General features: G+C 42.1%; 17 protein-coding genes. 12 read left to right on the top strand and 5 right to left on the bottom strand.

Annotated elements, in window-relative coordinates:
* Positions 1 to 56 precede the first annotated feature (56 nt).
* From PULV_RS19125 to PULV_RS19145, 5 genes are all read left to right on the top strand, one after another.
* A complete protein-coding gene (locus tag PULV_RS19125) occupies positions 57 to 338 on the top strand; it encodes a hypothetical protein (RefSeq protein ID WP_193332788.1) in 282 nt (93 codons plus the stop codon).
* 118 nt (positions 339 to 456) lie between these two features.
* On the top strand, positions 457 to 1290 hold the full coding sequence (locus PULV_RS19130; protein WP_193332789.1) for an acyl-CoA thioester hydrolase/BAAT C-terminal domain-containing protein: 834 nt from the start codon (positions 457 to 459) through the stop codon (positions 1288 to 1290).
* A gap of 594 nt (positions 1291 to 1884) precedes the next feature.
* Complete coding sequence (locus PULV_RS19135; protein ID WP_086745352.1) at positions 1885 to 2346, top strand: YccF domain-containing protein; 462 nt, start codon at positions 1885 to 1887, stop codon at positions 2344 to 2346.
* Between the two features lie 145 nt (positions 2347 to 2491).
* The gene (locus PULV_RS19140; protein ID WP_193332790.1) at positions 2492 to 2878 is read left to right on the top strand and encodes a DUF4019 domain-containing protein; all 387 of its coding nucleotides are present in this window, start codon (positions 2492 to 2494) and stop codon (positions 2876 to 2878) included.
* 276 nt (positions 2879 to 3154) lie between these two features.
* Positions 3155 to 4123 (top strand): dihydrodipicolinate synthase family protein, encoded by a 969-nt coding sequence (locus tag PULV_RS19145; RefSeq protein ID WP_193332917.1) that lies wholly within the window; start codon positions 3155 to 3157, stop codon positions 4121 to 4123.
* A gap of 179 nt (positions 4124 to 4302) precedes the next feature.
* Here the strand turns inward: PULV_RS19145 and PULV_RS19150 are convergent, their stop codons facing one another.
* Positions 4303 to 4965 (bottom strand): hypothetical protein, encoded by a 663-nt coding sequence (locus tag PULV_RS19150; RefSeq protein WP_193332791.1) that lies wholly within the window; start codon positions 4963 to 4965, stop codon positions 4303 to 4305.
* Positions 4952 to 5302 (bottom strand): PadR family transcriptional regulator, encoded by a 351-nt coding sequence (locus PULV_RS19155; protein WP_193332792.1) that lies wholly within the window; start codon positions 5300 to 5302, stop codon positions 4952 to 4954. Before PULV_RS19155 ends, PULV_RS19150 begins: the two co-directional genes overlap by 14 nt.
* A 332-nt stretch (positions 5303 to 5634) precedes the next feature.
* Here PULV_RS19155 and PULV_RS19160 point away from each other — a divergent pair, with 332 nt between their 5' ends.
* On the top strand, positions 5635 to 5886 hold the full coding sequence (locus tag PULV_RS19160) for a hypothetical protein (protein ID WP_086745358.1): 252 nt from the start codon (positions 5635 to 5637) through the stop codon (positions 5884 to 5886).
* Positions 5887 to 5910: 24 nt separating this feature from the next.
* Here PULV_RS19160 and PULV_RS19165 read toward each other — a convergent pair whose 3' ends face one another.
* A complete protein-coding gene (locus PULV_RS19165) occupies positions 5911 to 7611 on the bottom strand; it encodes an alkaline phosphatase D family protein (protein ID WP_193332793.1) in 1701 nt (566 codons plus the stop codon).
* Positions 7612 to 7893: 282 nt separating this feature from the next.
* Between PULV_RS19165 and PULV_RS19170 the strand changes: the two genes are divergently transcribed.
* The gene (locus tag PULV_RS19170) at positions 7894 to 8358 is read left to right on the top strand and encodes a DUF3429 domain-containing protein (RefSeq protein WP_086745360.1); all 465 of its coding nucleotides are present in this window, start codon (positions 7894 to 7896) and stop codon (positions 8356 to 8358) included.
* A complete protein-coding gene (locus tag PULV_RS19175) occupies positions 8355 to 8570 on the top strand; it encodes a TIGR02450 family Trp-rich protein (RefSeq protein WP_193332794.1) in 216 nt (71 codons plus the stop codon). Before PULV_RS19170 ends, PULV_RS19175 begins: the two co-directional genes overlap by 4 nt.
* 137 nt (positions 8571 to 8707) lie before the next feature.
* Here the strand turns inward: PULV_RS19175 and PULV_RS19180 are convergent, their stop codons facing one another.
* Positions 8708 to 8884 carry a DUF6435 family protein gene (locus PULV_RS19180; RefSeq protein WP_140372871.1) on the bottom strand — a complete coding sequence of 59 codons (177 nt, stop codon included), beginning with the start codon at positions 8882 to 8884 and terminating at the stop codon, positions 8708 to 8710.
* A 215-nt stretch (positions 8885 to 9099) separates the two neighbouring features.
* Here PULV_RS19180 and PULV_RS19185 point away from each other — a divergent pair, with 215 nt between their 5' ends.
* The 3 genes from PULV_RS19185 to PULV_RS19195 all read left to right on the top strand — a co-directional run bounded on the left by PULV_RS19185 (position 9100) and on the right by PULV_RS19195 (position 13608).
* Positions 9100 to 10257 carry a hypothetical protein gene (locus PULV_RS19185; protein ID WP_193332795.1) on the top strand — a complete coding sequence of 386 codons (1158 nt, stop codon included), beginning with the start codon at positions 9100 to 9102 and terminating at the stop codon, positions 10255 to 10257.
* Between the two features lie 20 nt (positions 10258 to 10277).
* The gene (gene ovoA, locus PULV_RS19190) at positions 10278 to 12395 is read left to right on the top strand and encodes a 5-histidylcysteine sulfoxide synthase (RefSeq protein ID WP_193332796.1); all 2118 of its coding nucleotides are present in this window, start codon (positions 10278 to 10280) and stop codon (positions 12393 to 12395) included.
* Between the two features lie 70 nt (positions 12396 to 12465).
* Entirely contained in the window at positions 12466 to 13608 is a 1143-nt protein-coding gene (locus PULV_RS19195) for a pyridoxal phosphate-dependent aminotransferase (RefSeq protein WP_193332797.1), read from the top strand.
* Positions 13609 to 13701: 93 nt separating this feature from the next.
* Here the strand turns inward: PULV_RS19195 and PULV_RS19200 are convergent, their stop codons facing one another.
* On the bottom strand, positions 13702 to 14358 hold the full coding sequence (locus PULV_RS19200) for an NAD(P)H-dependent oxidoreductase (protein WP_086745365.1): 657 nt from the start codon (positions 14356 to 14358) through the stop codon (positions 13702 to 13704).
* A gap of 159 nt (positions 14359 to 14517) precedes the next feature.
* On the opposite strand from PULV_RS19200, the gene PULV_RS19205 reads away from it, so the two are divergent.
* Positions 14518 to 15456 (top strand): LysR family transcriptional regulator, encoded by a 939-nt coding sequence (locus PULV_RS19205; RefSeq protein WP_086745366.1) that lies wholly within the window; start codon positions 14518 to 14520, stop codon positions 15454 to 15456.
* The last annotated feature ends 3 nt before the right edge of the window (positions 15457 to 15459 follow it).

Below are 15459 nucleotides of genomic sequence, written 5' to 3' on the forward strand. Positions count from 1 at the left end.
TAATTTATAAATTAATAGGTACTCAGTTGTTAAAATTGATATTAAGGGGTTCAGTTATGCAAGGAATCACAATCAAATCGACCATAGCCACAATTCAAAGTGGTGTGGCTAGAGCAGATGGTAATTTTTGGGCAACTGAAAGTGAAGTTACCTTTGAACCTTTCAACAAAAATTCTGGCTTTGGTCCACACAAAATTGAACGAGATTCAATTTTAAAAGTAGACAAATGTTTGGGTAAGGGTGCAGGTATTGTTCCGTTAACATCGGATGCGATTGAAATTTCGTTGCAAGATGGTACTGCGTTTCAATTCATCATATCGAATCCAAATGAGGGTTAGCTTTACTTAATGAATAACCTGCTAACAAGCACAGGACCAAATAACAGCGGTTTTTTTACTGCTCGTAGCCCACTATTACTCAACCCGTTAGCTTGGCGTTAACATTCAAGGAGATAGAATGCGTAAATTTATACCTTTTATATTTATCATTATTTTATTAATTTCTTTTTCATCAAAAGCCGATAATTACGAATATGGGATACATAAAGTTGAATATAAAAATTTAGTTGCAAACTTATACTTACCTAAAACCGAAAAAAAACTTTCTGTCGTTATTGCCTTTGGTGGCTCTGAAGGCGGATTAGGTACTGGCAATGCTAACGGTGAAATGATTGCACCTTACGGTATTGCTGTTTTAGGGCTAGCTTACTTTCAAGAAAAAGGTATTGCACAAACGCTTGATCAAATACCAATGGAGTATTTCATTAATGCAATTAATTATTTAGAAACCCACCCGTTAATAGATTCTTCTAAAATTGGTGTCGTTGCTGGTTCTAGAGGTACAGAGGCTGCATTTTTATTAGCAAGTATGGATTCTCGCATTAAATCTTTGGTAGTGACTACTCCAAGCAAAGTTGCTTGGCATGGACTAACTGTGGCGAAGTCAGCTTGGACAGTTGGCGGACAAGATGTTCCAGCTCTTGGGTTGGAGTTAGATTCAAGTGCTAAGTTAATCGACAGATTTACTATTGCACTAGAAAACAAAACTGAGGTTGATAAATCGTTATTTAAATTTGAAAACATCAATGGTCCAATACTGATGATTTCAGCAGAAAATGATCAAGTTTGGCCATCATTTCAAATGTCTAACGATATCGAAGTTTATTTAAAAAATAAGCAGTTTAAATACAAAGTAGTTCATAACTCATACAAAACAGGCCACGGTTTCAGTCAAGAAACAGCTCCCGAAATAAAGCAATCGATAGTTAATCATTTTGTCAGTTCATTATAACTGTTCAAATTGGCTAGCAGAGCCTGGGAAGTACAACTCTCGTTTTAGGGTTGAATAACTAAGGCCTAATTACTCAAGTGAGAAGGTAATTAGATTAACATTCCCCTCATAGGGCTGATAGTTTACACAATACAAAGGAGGGTGTTCAGAATTCTGTGTCAGCCTAAATTGCTAAATATCAGCACTGACATATATACAGGCTCTGTTCTTTCCTCAGATTATCAAGAAAAGAGTGGCGGGAGTTGACTCCCGCTGGCCTCTGATGAATTCCGTACTTGAAATACCTTAACACTCACACGGATTATCAACCCTTGTCAAAACCAGGTTATTTTCAAGCGTGAGATATTTATGAGTGTCATGTATTTTATCCTAATAGCAAAACTAACAAGCTATACGACGATTTTAAGAAGGTTACAACCTCAGAACAATACGCTCTCGGTGCATTTCGAATGCTGGTAGGTAGCATAGATATCATCTCTACGAAGAAGTAATTACTAGACCTGTTTTTATATTGGGTATATTCTTTTAAACCAATAAGATACTTGCGACCTAATCGCTATTACTGTTCAATTTAAAATACTATAAGGATGTAATATGAGCACAATTGGGAATTTAATTTGGTTTTTGTTCGGCGGGATATTTATGGGTCTCGCTTGGTGTTTATTTGGGTTATTGGCGTTTGTGAGTATTGTTGGTATTCCATGGGGGCGAGCGTGTTTTGTGATAGCGGGCTTTTCTTTTTTTCCATTTGGCAAAGAAGCGATTGCGCGGGATGAGTTAACTCAGGTTGAGGATATTGGCACTTCAGATCTGGGCGTGATCGGCAACATTATTTGGTTTATTTTTGCCGGTTTATGGCTGGCAATCGGGCATGTGTTTTCAGCCATTGCTTGTTTTATCACCATTATTGGGATCCCATTCGCTTTGCAGCATTTAAAGCTGGCTGGTATTTCAATCGCGCCGATTGGTAAGACGATTGTGCCAAAAGAAGTGGCAGCGGCTGCACGTAATGCAAATGCGCAGGTGGTTGTCGAAAAAATGCGACAACAATCATAATACACAATGTATTAACGTGTTGCTTTGGAGATGTATTTGCACACATAAATCGCCTTATCTCGCTGTGAATGGTCAAGTATAAGGTTTTTTTAGGGTGCGAGACTGAGCTTTTAAAAATTAACAATGTGAATATAAAGGAGTTATGATGAAAAAAGCACTGTTGGGTGTATTGTTAGTGTTGCCATTGATGCTGAAGGCTGAGGTGGATAAGTTGGCTGTAACTGATTGGTTAACAACAATTGATGATGGTTTCTACCAACAGAGCTGGCTGACATCATCTGGGTATTTGCAGTCTCAAGTGCCTGAGAACATTTGGGTCTCAAGTCTTAGTTCTGCGCGCAGTCAGTTTGGTAGCATAGTATCCAGAGAGTTGATTGATTCAAAAACCTTGTCGGATTTACCCAAAGTACCGCAAGGTGATTACACTGTGATGATTTATCGCACAACGTTTACAAAAGGGACTGCAACAGAAACTGTCACATTTATGCAAACAGAAGATGACTGGAAAGCCGCAGGTTATTATATAAAGTAGTAACACGAGTTTATCCGTGCTCTTTTATTGCCTTAGCTAAGTATCTCACGCAGCACATGCGTGAGATTTTTTATTTTCCCAGAGCGTAAATTTTTGAAATAAAGCCGCTTTGCGTGTAAAAACGAGTAATACCTGACCAATCCGAGTTCTTAACTGACACCCTGTACTCAATTTTATTGACCATAAATATTACGACAACTTTGCTGAATGTAATTTAATTAATCCAATTCATTTGGTATAGTGTATACAATATACTTTTTAGGTGGTGGAAATATGATGGAAAAAAATAGTGCAGATTGGCGTTACACGGTTATGCCAGCCGTGTTTACATGGCTAAAAGAGTCAGCATCTGGTGCCCTTGAAATCGATTTTGTTGCAACGCAACAATACGCTGCAGATATTTTAAGGGTCCAAGGCAAAGGCGGCACCAGAATGGGCGGGCTTGTTGGCTCGGGTACGTTAGGTGAAAATAGCTATCTTAGTACACAGCAGCGTCTTGCTTTACTCAAAGCCCTGTCTGAGGTTGCTAAAGAATTCAATGTACCATTGATCAGTGGTGCTGCAGCCGAAACGAAAGAAGAGCTGGCTAAAATCGTTACAGAGCTTGCGACGGTTGGCGTCGATACCGTTATGGTGATGCCGCCAAAAACAAAAGAGGCCCCTTCTGATGAACAAATGTATGCCTATTATGCGTTAGCGGCAAGTGCTGCAAATCAGGCAGGCATAACCATTATGCCTTATAACAACCCAGATGCAGCGGGTTATCATGCTCTTTCAACCGATTTGCTTAGAAAGCTGGCTGCACTTGCTGAAGTTACAGCGCTAAAAATATCGACGACCGATGTGTCAACTATTGAAACGTTAATGTTAGAAAACCACGCGTTAAAAATCTTGGCAGGTGTTGATACTGTGACTGTTCATGCCGGCCTTGCTGGTGCTTGCGGTGGCATTACAGGTGTTGGTTGTATTTTCCCTAAAGCGAGTGTGACCATGCAGGAGTATGTTAATAATGGCGAATGGGCTGAGGCCAACAAAATTTCTCAGGCGATGAACTCTATTTCATACCTTGATGCGCAGCCTCTGCTACTAGAATACCTTAAGTATGCGTTTGGCATTCACCACAATGACGCTGATGGTGGCTTGCGTACCTTTGGCAAAAAACTGACTCAAGAGCAAATTGATGATGTTCAAGCTCGATACCTTTTAGCCAAAGAAAGGCTCGTACTTTTGGATTTGGTTGATTGATCATTTGCTATTTTTGAAACATCAAAACCCCATTTTTATGGGGTTTTTTGTATGACTGAAGATTGGTATTCAGGTTTGAAATGGCATTGATGTATTTAGTCTTGGCTGGGTCAAGTCGTGCTAATTTTTGATTGATTGAAGATGCCTTAGCCGCCAAATGACCTACTAAGGCATTGAATTTATTCAGCGCAGTTGCGTTTATATTGGATTTTTTGCGCAGCAACATAACACAGTGTTTTTAACCCAAAACTGTACATTAACACCAAAACACACACGGCAAATGCTGGGCCAAAGACTTGATTAAATGCGTCGGCACTGATATGCGATGCCATTGCGATAGCGCCAATAAAGGTTGTAAAAAATCCCATTGATAAAGCACTATTGCCCATCACATCAAAGAACTGTTTGGCATGGGTGAGCTCTAATTGAGACAAGTCTAGCTCATCGTTAATTAAGCTCTTCAAGCCATTTTTCATATCTTTGACTGAGGTCGCCGCTAAGGCAAAAAATAATGCCGGTGGAAAAATGAGTAAGAGCGAAGGAATATCAATAAATAAGCCGAAATCTTCGCTACCAAACCAAAACGCCATTAAAGAAACAGCAGTAAATACTACAATACTTAAACTAAACATAACGAACCCTCTTTTTGTGTGCCATATAAATTGATTGGATGTTTTTAATGCTTGTCGGATGTACCAACTGTGTGCCTTGCTACTGTTTGATAGATGCCTTTGTTGGAACTCTTCGGCTAAGTCTCCTAAAATCGGATCTTTGAGCTCATCCGGTAGCGTCCAGCGCAGCAGGCGCTCAATCAGTGGAGGGGGAGGATTAAATAGGCTCATATAGCTCACCTGCCTGTGACAATGCAATGCCTTGCCATAAATTGTTCAAGGCATCTTTTGAGCGTTTTAACGCGCGCTGACCTTCTGCTGATACCTGAAAATATTTTTTCGCTCGTCCACCACGCTCATTGGTTGCCTCACCTAAGGTACTGGTGATTAACCCTTTTTTTTCTAACCTATCTAAGGTGGTATACAGCGCGCCAATCGTGACATCGCGGTTAATCTCTTGAGCCAATAGCTGGCGAATGGTAGTGCCATAGGCTTGATGATCTAAGCGTAAAACGGCCAGTAAAATCATTTGTTCAAACTCGCCCAAGTATTTTTCTTTTTCTGTCATATAAATTACTACATTGTAGATGATATGGTGTGACTATAGCGTGGATGATGTAAGAAGCAAGCTTATATTCTATTTTGTAGTATAAATAAGATTTTAGTATGGCAGTTACTTTGCTGGTCAAAATCAATTTGCTTTAACGCAGCAAAGTGATAGCCGCATCATTAAGTTAACCTAAGCATTGAGCTGCGTTGGTATCGCTCAAGCGCACGCAAAGTATGCGTGATAAGGGAGCTGTGTTGCGCGAGATGAGCTATTGCGATAAATTGCTTAACACAAATGGACAACTGATCAATAAGCTATAACGGCTTGTTATTACAACAAAGGATGCAAGTGTGCTGTTAATTATCAATGAACGAAAAATCGAAAACCCGATCGCAATTGCGCTAATGGTCTTGGTTGCTTTATCACTTGTTGGTGCAGTGATTGCCTTGGTGTTATTTGTATTACTGCCGTTAATAGGGGTGTTAATTACCGGCTTAATAGCAATGCTATTTGTGGTGATCACGCCGATAATTTTATGGTTTGTGTTACCCGTATTATTTTTGTCGTTAATTAATAAAGTGTTTGGCCCGTTTATAAAATAAAGGGGTCAATGACCCCTTCAACATTTAAAACTTAATCACAGTTGAGACTGCTACATCTTTACTGGTTTCAATAGATAAGGTGATATGTCGCTGTTGCCAGTCGATATCGATGAGCCCATAATTACTCCCTGACTTGTTGATTAAATGACGGTTACTGGTAGTTAACGAATTAATGTCTGGGCTGATTTGGCCGACAAAACCAGTGGGAATAACTGCCCCTTGTGGTGCGCACTGTCCCCATTGTCCTTCAACACCATTGTTATTACTGTCAACTTGGGTGTAACACCAAGGTTTATCGTGATCCCGAGTTAAACAACCCTGGTAAGCCACGCCTGCATAGTTAGCTGGAAATTGACACTGCTTAGTGTAATTACCATCACCTTTTGAATCGGCATAGACAGGTAAACGCAGTGGGTTTTCTATATGGTACGGCCAACTTTGCCCAAAGCCCGATGCGGTTATTTCATAAACCGTGGTCTGTTTACCTGTCGCTTTGTTTTCTGGAATATTTTTCTGAAGCAGTTCTCCCCAGTGTTGATCACCCGATAAAAAAATCACGGCTTTGGTTTTACCTTGATTAATGGCTTTTTGGACTAGACGCAGTAATCGTTCGCGCTCGCTAGGCATTTCGGCCCAGGATTCATAACTGGTACCTGATAGTTCCGACTCGTTTAAAGCGGCAATGGCCTGATTAAATGCAGCCCCATCACCATAGGCGCAGTATTGATTTTTACTGCGTTCAAGGTGCAGAGGCGGTAGAACTTGAATGCCACTGGCAATAAAAGTGATGTCTGATTCTTTGTTGAGTTGTTGTTCGAGCCATTGCCATTGGGCTTCACCTAAAATGGTGCTGTTGTCACCTTCGCATTGACCATAATTACTGAAGGTTGGAGAGCGAAAATAACGAGCATCTAAGGTGATGACGTGGGTTTTTTCTCCCGGTTGGCCAAACATTTTGGCTTCGTAGATACCACTTTGTTGATGGCGGCGGGGATCGTCCTCAGGCACATCAAAGTGATTTAAATAGGCTTGCTGGGCTTGCTCTCGTTTTGGATAGTGTTTGCCATCGTTGTTGCGACCAAAGTCATGATCGTCCCAAGTCGCCATCACCGGAATGTTGGCTTTTAAAAAGGCTTGGTAGTCAGGGTTACGCTTTTTGTCGTCATACTTTTGTTTCATCACTGCCATGTCAGTGGTGTCGGCATAAATGTTGTCCCCAAGCCATAAAAATAAGTCAGGTTGTTGGCCAATCAATTTTGCTAACGCTTGTGGCATGTCCCCTTGTGTTTTAAAACACGAACCTAACGCTATGCGGTCTAGGCGTTTACTTTGCAACGGCTGCGTATGAGTGAGTAACGGTTGTGGCTCTGTGGTGGGGCATTCTTCCCAGTTTTTATCGTCAACATAACACCATGGGTTTGCATGATTGAGAGTGGAGCAACCATAAAACGCTTCACCTCGATACGTCGAAGGCGTTTGGCAATGTTTACCTGTTACTGTGGTAAAAGTGGCAATGGTATCGGTTTGCACGTTGGCCCATGTTTGACCATCAATAGGCTGTTGTAAATAACACCATTGATTAGCACCGTTGTTTTTGTTGGTGGTGCCTTGGTATTGTGTGCCTAAGTAGCTAAAACTCTGTTTACATTGTTGGTAATGCACTTCGGGTGTAGCCATGGCAATGGTAGGAAAAAGGCCGAGCAGCCAATAAGGTAAGGTTTTCATCTGTGGTCCTAGTTTTGTACCCGCTCATGGTGTGTGAGCGTGACTAATTTGGCGCATCCTGCCTCTTTTATCGTCCCTGAATACGGCGCATGATAACGGGGTTATGTGACTTTATGTGGTCATCTATGTGTCAGAAATAAGTAGCTAAGGTATTGATTTATCAATGGGCTGCGCAGCTCATTAACCTTGTTTATCTGTATAGTTTGCGACGATAGCGCTGATCGTGGCGGCTCTGTACCACGTATTAACCAGCATGAAGTAACCATTTTTGGGTGATAAACCATGTCTTTTTCTCATCATGTGCAGCTTGGCTATTTAGGTCTGCTGCCATTTTTATTTTTAACCGGCGGGTACTTTTTTACAGAAGCAGCTTGGTTGCTGCAAAGCTTTATTATTTACAGCGCAAGCATTGCATCATTTGTTGCAGGCAGTATGTGGCAACCCCCTTTACAGTTATCAACAGTGCAAGCAAACCCAAGCCCAGCGCCTACGCAGTCACATTTCCAAGCGTGGATGGTGGTGTTGGTTACCTTGCCTTTGCCCTTGGGTGTGTTTGTTAGTCAATCGGTTGCGCTGATCTGGCTAGCGATGAGTTTTATTGGTTTGTTGATGCTGCAAAAACGCTTAAATTCGTGGTCATCCCTTAGCAAAGAGTACCATCAGATGCGCGCTAAAATCACTTCAGTGGTATTTGTGTGCCACTTATTTATGTTCGCTCAGCTCAATCATAGCGGGGTCGCATTATGAACCGAGTCAATCCTAAAGCATTGTTGCACAGTAAATGGACCGCAGCGCAGCCTCAAAATAAAGAGAAGCATTTTACCATTACCGAAGTTGAATTTGATGAAGACAAAGCGGTGAGCCGCTGCATTATTCAAGCGGTGATGACGCTCAATGAATACCAGATAAACTGGCGTGATTTAAAGCAACCTGCAATTTGGCGTCAAGGATGGTGCTAATAAAGTGAATGGTTGGGGTCTTTTGTTGAAAATGACAATAGAGCTTTAAACAGAGCCAAAAACAAACTGTGAATTTTACTAATTGTGCAACGAGGCTGGTATTTTTTAACTTAAACAACAGCCTCTAACGCTAAAGGTTACTTTTTAGCGAGTTCAAGCTCTTCAATTTTTTTCCACAAATTTTCAGCGTCTAAGGTCAACATCGAATAACTCCTAATATCACCTTTTCTTTGTGCATGCATGGCTTGTTCGAGCAAAGCATCGTATTGTTTTTTGAGCTTTTTAGTCGGATCTGATTTTAAAAAACTAAACATGGGCATCTCTGATGGTCATTTTGATGGAGATTGATACGTGGCGGGTTTTAAAAATGATCATAAAAATTCGAGTCAGTGCTGATTGTGAACTAAAGTCAGTCTAGCAGCGTATTAACAAGGTAATTTAAATCAACGAATGTCGGCTCAAATGATAAAACTGTCATCAAGACGGGTTTTAATCTTTAAAGTCCTAAAAATAAAGGTTCTCATCATAAATGGATGACGTGAGTCGCTTGGCCAAAGAAGGCATTTTATTATTCCAGTGCATTTTTCAGCATTTGAACCTTACGCCTGTGGTGCATTTTGAGCTCGAAGGAGGGTATCAACCTCTCAAAGTTGGCGCTGAGATTAAACACAATGCCGCAGATCTGGCTAGGATCAATCGTCGTTTAGCTATGCTTGGAATTAACGGTGAGCTAAAACCTGAATATTGGCGTAATCAGTGGGAATACGTATCGTTGTTTAACGGCCAAGATCCACTCACTGAAGCTTATGATTTGGCCCGTACCATGCGATTATTACCCCGTTTGTTTTTTGAACAGGGGATCCAAGCGGTGTATATCAAACCTGTTCTTTGGGCGGGTGACACGGCTCGTTTGGCTAAAGGAAATCACACTATTTTTGCCGATGGGATGCAATTGGTGCACATCCCTAATGCTGTTCAGGTTAATGTTAGCGTCAATGATCAGTTTGGACGTAATTTAGTGCCACAAGCCGAATTTGGTGCGCGACTCCAACATGAATTTTTACAATCAAGCTTAGATTGCTGCCTGTTGTACTTGCCTGAAGAAGAAGCGTTTGAACGCCTCGCTTTAAAACAAAACTATCAATTAGATGCTGAGTTAAGTTCACCTGAAGATATCTCGGGGGGGCATCAAGGCAGCGTGGCACTTTACAAAGAGCATGGCAAACATAATCAACTAATGGGTGAAACCCCGTTAATTGTTGGGCTAGATCAAAAAGCTTTAATCAGCCAAGTCGATTGGTATGCGACTGCGCGAATAGAGCATCGATTGGGTGCGGCGAGCATGCGTTATAACCCCTATCTCAACGTATTATTTGCCCTTGGTAATGTATTTAATACTGTATCGCATTACCTAAATCCAAATGGATTGTTTGAACTCTCTCACTGCCACACTGCGGCCCCTTTTTTTAGTGCCCAGCAATTACCAAAGTCTTTGCACAATTCGGCACAAGGGCTTGGGGCCATTACATTGTTTGAACAACAAACATGGTTATCTGACACCTTGGCTGCAGCTTATTCCTACGCATTGAAACACGACATCACCTCTGGCTGGCAACTTGAAGACAGCGTTCGATTAAAAACGGCCGTACTAAACCAATACCACCCTCAACCCGTATTACTGACATAAATAAATAGTAGATAATGACTATGACTAAACTTGTTACGACCTTAAAGCCGCCTCTATTAACGGGCGCAAACATTGAAGAAAAACGTGCCCACATCAAAGCATATTTCAACAACAGTTGGGCACAGTATGAGTCGTTGTTCAGCAATATTAACAAGGATGATGCCTTTTATATTAAAGCTGAATCGCTGCGTCATCCGCTGGTATTTTATTTTGGTCATACCGCAACGTTTTATATCAACAAATTGATTTTGGGTAAGTACATCGATACGCGGATTAACCCTCATTTAGAGTCGATTTGCGCCGTAGGGGTCGATGAAATGTCATGGGATGATCTCAACAGTGAAAACTATGATTGGCCTGAGATTGATGAAGTCAGGGCGTATCGCAAGCAGGTTAGCACCTTAATTAATGACATCATTGATACCATGCCACTGAGTTTGCCGATTAAGCCTGACTCGTTAGCGTGGATTGTGTTGATGGGTATTGAGCATGAACGTATCCACCTTGAAACGTCATCTGTGATTATTCGTATGCTCGGGCTTGAGCATTTAACGCCTGTTGAAGGCTGGCAGCCTTGCCCGGATTCGTCATCAGCCCCAACCAACAGCTTAGTGCCTCAAACAGGTCGACAGGTACAACTCGGTAAACCGGATACCAACGCAACCTATGGCTGGGATAATGAATATGGTGAGAAGCAAGTGGCAGTGGCAGACTTTTCTGCTAGTCAGTATTTAGTCTCCAATCAAGAGTTTTTAGCGTTTGTTGAAGCAGGAGGCTACCAACAACCACAGTACTGGACGTCAGAAGGGCAGCTGTGGCTTGCTTCAATGAAACCACAGCTTCCACGCTTTTGGTTTAAACGCGGTGATGTTTTGTACCAGCGTAATTTATTAAGTGAAATACCTTTACCGCTTAATTGGCCTGTTGAGGTCAATTATCTTGAAGCAAAAGCATTTTGTAATTGGCTGGCAGAAAGTTCTGGCCGACACATTCGTTTGCCGACAGAAGCTGAGTGGCAGTTAATGCGAGAAACACAGCCAGAAGATCTCACTACTTGGTCTGAAGCTCCTGGTAACACAAACTTAGAGTTTTTTGCTTCATCATGCCCGGTTAATCGTTTTCAAACCAATGGCTTGTTTGATGTCCTTGGAAATGTTTGGCAGTGGACAGAAACCCCAATAGATGGCTTTACAGGTTTTAAAGTGCATCCGCTCTACGATGATTTCTCAACGCCAACGTTTGACGGCAAGCATAACCTAATCAAAGGGGGATCTTGGATATCGACCGGTAATGAAGCGGTGATGCACTCGCGTTATGCCTTTCGTCGTCACTTTTTCCAGCATGCAGGTTTTCGTTACATCGAAAGTGACTCTGCCGATGTGCCCGTTGAACCGGTTGCGAGTTATGAAATGGATGCAACCATTGCCAATGAGCTCGCAGCCCATTATGGCCAAGCCGATAACTCATTTGTCAATAATTTAGTCTCTGCGGTGAGTACCATGATGGCGCAGTTCTCAGGTAAAAATTTGGTAACACACCGTGCCCTTGATATTGGCTGTTCAGTAGGGCGTGGCACGTTTGAGCTAGCGCGCTATTTTGAGCATGTCGATGGGATTGATTTTACCGCACGTAATATCCAACATGCGCTGGCATTTAAAGAAGGGCAACCGCTGCGCTTTGCACCGCCTAGCGAAGGGCAATTAGTCGAGTTTTTCGAAGTCACCACACAGCAACTCGAACTCAATGAACTTGCTGCTAAAGTTGAATTTTATCAAGGTGATGGCCACAATTTAAAACCTCAATTTACTGGGTATGATTTAATATTTTGTAATTTAGTGCTCAGCGATGTTTATGATCCCGCAGCGTTTTTAACTGCGCTCACTCAGCGATTAAACCCGGCTGGTATATTGGTACTTAATAATGATTATCAATGGAAAACAGCCATCACTGAGCATGAAAAATGGTTAGGTGGATTTAAAGTCAATGGTGAAAACTTTACCGGACGCGATGGCTTAAATCAGCATTTAAACTCAGAGTTTACGCTGTTATCTGAGACCACGGTAAATCAGACAAACCGGATTAACTCTCGCCAAACCACACTAACGTGTTCTGAATTGACTCTTTGGCAGCGTCAATAATATTCACACTCAGCCTGTTTTCGGCCTCTATATGAGGCCGTTTTAATTGACCGTTTTTAAGGAAGCATTAATGGCCACGCTAACATTTGAACAACCTAAGCATTTAGCGTTTGTACAAAAGCTTGAGGCGGATATTCGTTTTAATTTAAGTGATTCGTGTGCACAAGGTCTCTACCTTGATGAATTAATCGCATTACAACCGAATGCGTTACAAGGAGTGAATTTAGGCTATGCACCTATTCAAGGTGCGTTTTTGCTACGTGAACAAATTGCTAAATTTCACAGTGCCGGGCTCTCAACCCCATTTAATGCTGAGCAAGTTGCGACTTTTTGCGGTGCGCAAGAAGCCATTTTTGCGGTTATGAGCAGCTTGTTGTCTCCTGATGATGAGGTGATTGTATTCACGCCCTGTTATCCATCATTGGCTCATTTACCAACAGTGCTCGGGGCAAAGGTGCACACTATTGCACTGCAAGCATCGCAAAAGTGGCAATATGATATTGATGCCTTAGCGGAGCATATCAATGAACGGACGCGGTTAATTATTGTTAATACGCCACATAACCCAACGGGCACAGTGTTAAGTGCGCAGCAAGCTGAGCGAATTTGCCAATTGGCGGCCAAGTACAGCTGTTATATTTTGGCCGATGAAGTGGCGCTTCATGGTTATAGCGCAGAGCAGCCATTGAGCAGTTTATTTAGCGAGTATGACAAAACCATTCATTTAGGGGTGATGTCAAAAAGTTTGGGGTTAGCTGGGCTTAGGGTGGGGTGGGCGATTACGCAAGATCGGGAATTGCTGCAAAATATGCTGAACGCTAAAACGTTTACATCAATTTGTTGCTCTGCGGTGGATGAGCAGCTTGCACGAGTGGCTTTGTTACACAGTGAACAAATACTGGCACAAAATAATCAGCAAATTCGCGACAATATCGCCCATTTTGAGCGCTTTATTACCGCTTATGCGGGCTTGTTTTCTTGGCACGCTCCGCAAGCGGGCTCTCTTGCCTTAGTTAAATTTAACCATGCCATGCCTGTTGAAACGCTTGCTGTGGCACTGGCACAGCAGCAACATACGCTGATTTTACCAAGCAGTGTATTTGATTTAGCGGGTAATTATTTTCGGTTAGGGCTTGGCAACAAACACTTTGCGCAAGGGCTGGCACGACTGTCTGCTTTGATAGATGAGCAAGATCTTTATCATTCACCTTAAGCGCGATGGCAGTAAGCTCATGCGCTTAAAGTGTACCAACATAAATAGAGAGTTCATTGCTTATGTTGGACCGTTATTTAACTTAAGCTCAGGTTAAATAACTTGTAATACATCTTGCGCCGCAAGTCGTGATTTTGGCAACGCGACATTGTAATCTTCTTCAGGTAAATGGTATCCAAGTGCAAGCGCGACATCACAGACATAACCATTTAATTCATCTTTAAAAATTTCGCCGATCAGCTCAGCATCAACGCCTTCCATCGGAGTCGAATCAATTCCTAAGCGCGCGGCAGCATGCATAGTATTGCCAAGCGCAATGTATGTTTGTGCTTTGGTCCATGTTGCATTGTTGCCATTGTCATCGGTATTTAAGTCCACAAAAGCAAAGGCACCAAACGCTTGCTCACGATTGTCGGCTTGAGTTCGGCCATTTTTAATATCGGCATCGATGACTTTTGCATAATCATTGCGGCTATATTTTGGTTGATGGGCAAATAAAATAACGTGCGAAGCGGCTTTAACGTGCGGCTGATTAAATTGAAATTTATTAGCAAATGTATCGTGCATACGTTGTTTAGCCTGATCAGATTCAATCACAATAAATTTCCAAGGTTGTGAGTTAATTGATGAGGGCGACAAGCGCATTGCTTCGTAGAGCACGGCTAAATCTTGTGGTGCAATACGTTTGGTCGCATCGTATTTTTTAGTCGTGTAGCGTTTGTTTAAATCTGCAATGATCGGGTGTGTCATAGTGTGTTCCTTAGCTTATTTTCGAGCCTAGCGTGTTAGGGGTCAGTATGTTGATACTGTATGAGGGTTATAGTAGGGCTTGCTTTGTTTAACTTAAACAGCATAATGTTTGAATCATTATCAAAAAATTTTAGATAATCTCAGTGCAGGTTAGATAATATGCAGATTGAAGATTTAAAACTGATTTTAAAAGTCGCTGATTGTAAAAGCATAACGGTGGCTGCAACTAAGCTTGATATGCGTGTAGCGACCGCAAGTGCCGCTATCAAGCGGGTGGAATCTGAGCTCGGAATTGATTTATTTGTGCGCACCACTCGGCATTTAAGATTGTCGGCGGCCGGTGAGCGTTACATTCCACAATGTGAGCAAGCGTTACTCTTGCTTGATCACGCTCGGCAAAATCTTAAAGGCGAGCATGATGAAATTGAAGGCGAGTTGCGTGTCGCGCTTTCTTCTGATTTAGGGCGTAACTTAGTGATTCCGTGGATTGATGAACTGATGGATCAGTTTCCTAATCTGAGTGTTAGAACGCATATTAGTGATTCTAATATCGATTTTTACCGCGATTCGGTTGATATTGCACTGCGTTATGGCTCCCCGACGGATGCGACTATGTATGGTTTTAAGATTTGCCAAATGCCGCGCTTATTATGTGCCAGTCAAGAATATTTAGTACATCATGCTCGCCCCGCCCACCCTGATGATTTGAGCCAACATGAAGGTTTGTTTTATCAACTACAAGATCGAATTAATGATGTTTGGCAATTTACCGATGGCAGTAACACCTATAAAGTCAAAATGCAGGGAAGACGCGCGGCAAATGATGGCGACTTAGTGAGACGTTGGTGCTTAGCAGGCAAAGGACTGGCGGTTAAATCGGCGTTGGATTTTGCTGATGATTTACTCAATGAGAGAGTCGTGCCAGTGATGCCAGACTTCCCTCATATTAGCTGTGAGCTTTGGCTTATTTGCCCAAGCCGTCAATCAATTACGCCCGCGGTGCGATTATTACGCGATGTCTGTCGAGAAAAAAGCGCATATTTGCTTAATCAGTTGGTCGACAAGGGCATCATTGATAAGCAGTCGATAACGTTTTAGCAC

The sequence above is a fragment of the Pseudoalteromonas ulvae UL12 genome (assembly GCF_014925405.1).
GTDB lineage: Bacteria > Pseudomonadota > Gammaproteobacteria > Enterobacterales > Alteromonadaceae > Pseudoalteromonas > Pseudoalteromonas ulvae.

Excerpts from the sequence above, each read along its gene's own strand:
- PULV_RS19125 (WP_193332788.1), top strand. The coding sequence starts at position 57 with ATGCAAGGAATCACAATCAAATCGACCATAGCCACAATTCAAAGTGGT.
- PULV_RS19130 (WP_193332789.1), top strand. The coding sequence starts at position 457 with ATGCGTAAATTTATACCTTTTATATTTATCATTATTTTATTAATTTCT.
- PULV_RS19135 (WP_086745352.1), top strand. The coding sequence starts at position 1,885 with ATGAGCACAATTGGGAATTTAATTTGGTTTTTGTTCGGCGGGATATTT.
- PULV_RS19140 (WP_193332790.1), top strand. The coding sequence starts at position 2,492 with ATGAAAAAAGCACTGTTGGGTGTATTGTTAGTGTTGCCATTGATGCTG.
- PULV_RS19145 (WP_193332917.1), top strand. The coding sequence starts at position 3,155 with ATGGAAAAAAATAGTGCAGATTGGCGTTACACGGTTATGCCAGCCGTG.
- PULV_RS19150 (WP_193332791.1), bottom strand. The coding sequence starts at position 4,965 with ATGAGCCTATTTAATCCTCCCCCTCCACTGATTGAGCGCCTGCTGCGC.
- PULV_RS19155 (WP_193332792.1), bottom strand. The coding sequence starts at position 5,302 with ATGACAGAAAAAGAAAAATACTTGGGCGAGTTTGAACAAATGATTTTA.
- PULV_RS19165 (WP_193332793.1), bottom strand. The coding sequence starts at position 7,611 with ATGAAAACCTTACCTTATTGGCTGCTCGGCCTTTTTCCTACCATTGCC.
- PULV_RS19170 (WP_086745360.1), top strand. The coding sequence starts at position 7,894 with ATGTCTTTTTCTCATCATGTGCAGCTTGGCTATTTAGGTCTGCTGCCA.
- PULV_RS19175 (WP_193332794.1), top strand. The coding sequence starts at position 8,355 with ATGAACCGAGTCAATCCTAAAGCATTGTTGCACAGTAAATGGACCGCA.
- PULV_RS19180 (WP_140372871.1), bottom strand. The coding sequence starts at position 8,884 with ATGTTTAGTTTTTTAAAATCAGATCCGACTAAAAAGCTCAAAAAACAA.
- PULV_RS19185 (WP_193332795.1), top strand. The coding sequence starts at position 9,100 with ATGGATGACGTGAGTCGCTTGGCCAAAGAAGGCATTTTATTATTCCAG.
- ovoA (WP_193332796.1), top strand. The coding sequence starts at position 10,278 with ATGACTAAACTTGTTACGACCTTAAAGCCGCCTCTATTAACGGGCGCA.
- PULV_RS19195 (WP_193332797.1), top strand. The coding sequence starts at position 12,466 with ATGGCCACGCTAACATTTGAACAACCTAAGCATTTAGCGTTTGTACAA.
- PULV_RS19200 (WP_086745365.1), bottom strand. The coding sequence starts at position 14,358 with ATGACACACCCGATCATTGCAGATTTAAACAAACGCTACACGACTAAA.
- PULV_RS19205 (WP_086745366.1), top strand. The coding sequence starts at position 14,518 with ATGCAGATTGAAGATTTAAAACTGATTTTAAAAGTCGCTGATTGTAAA.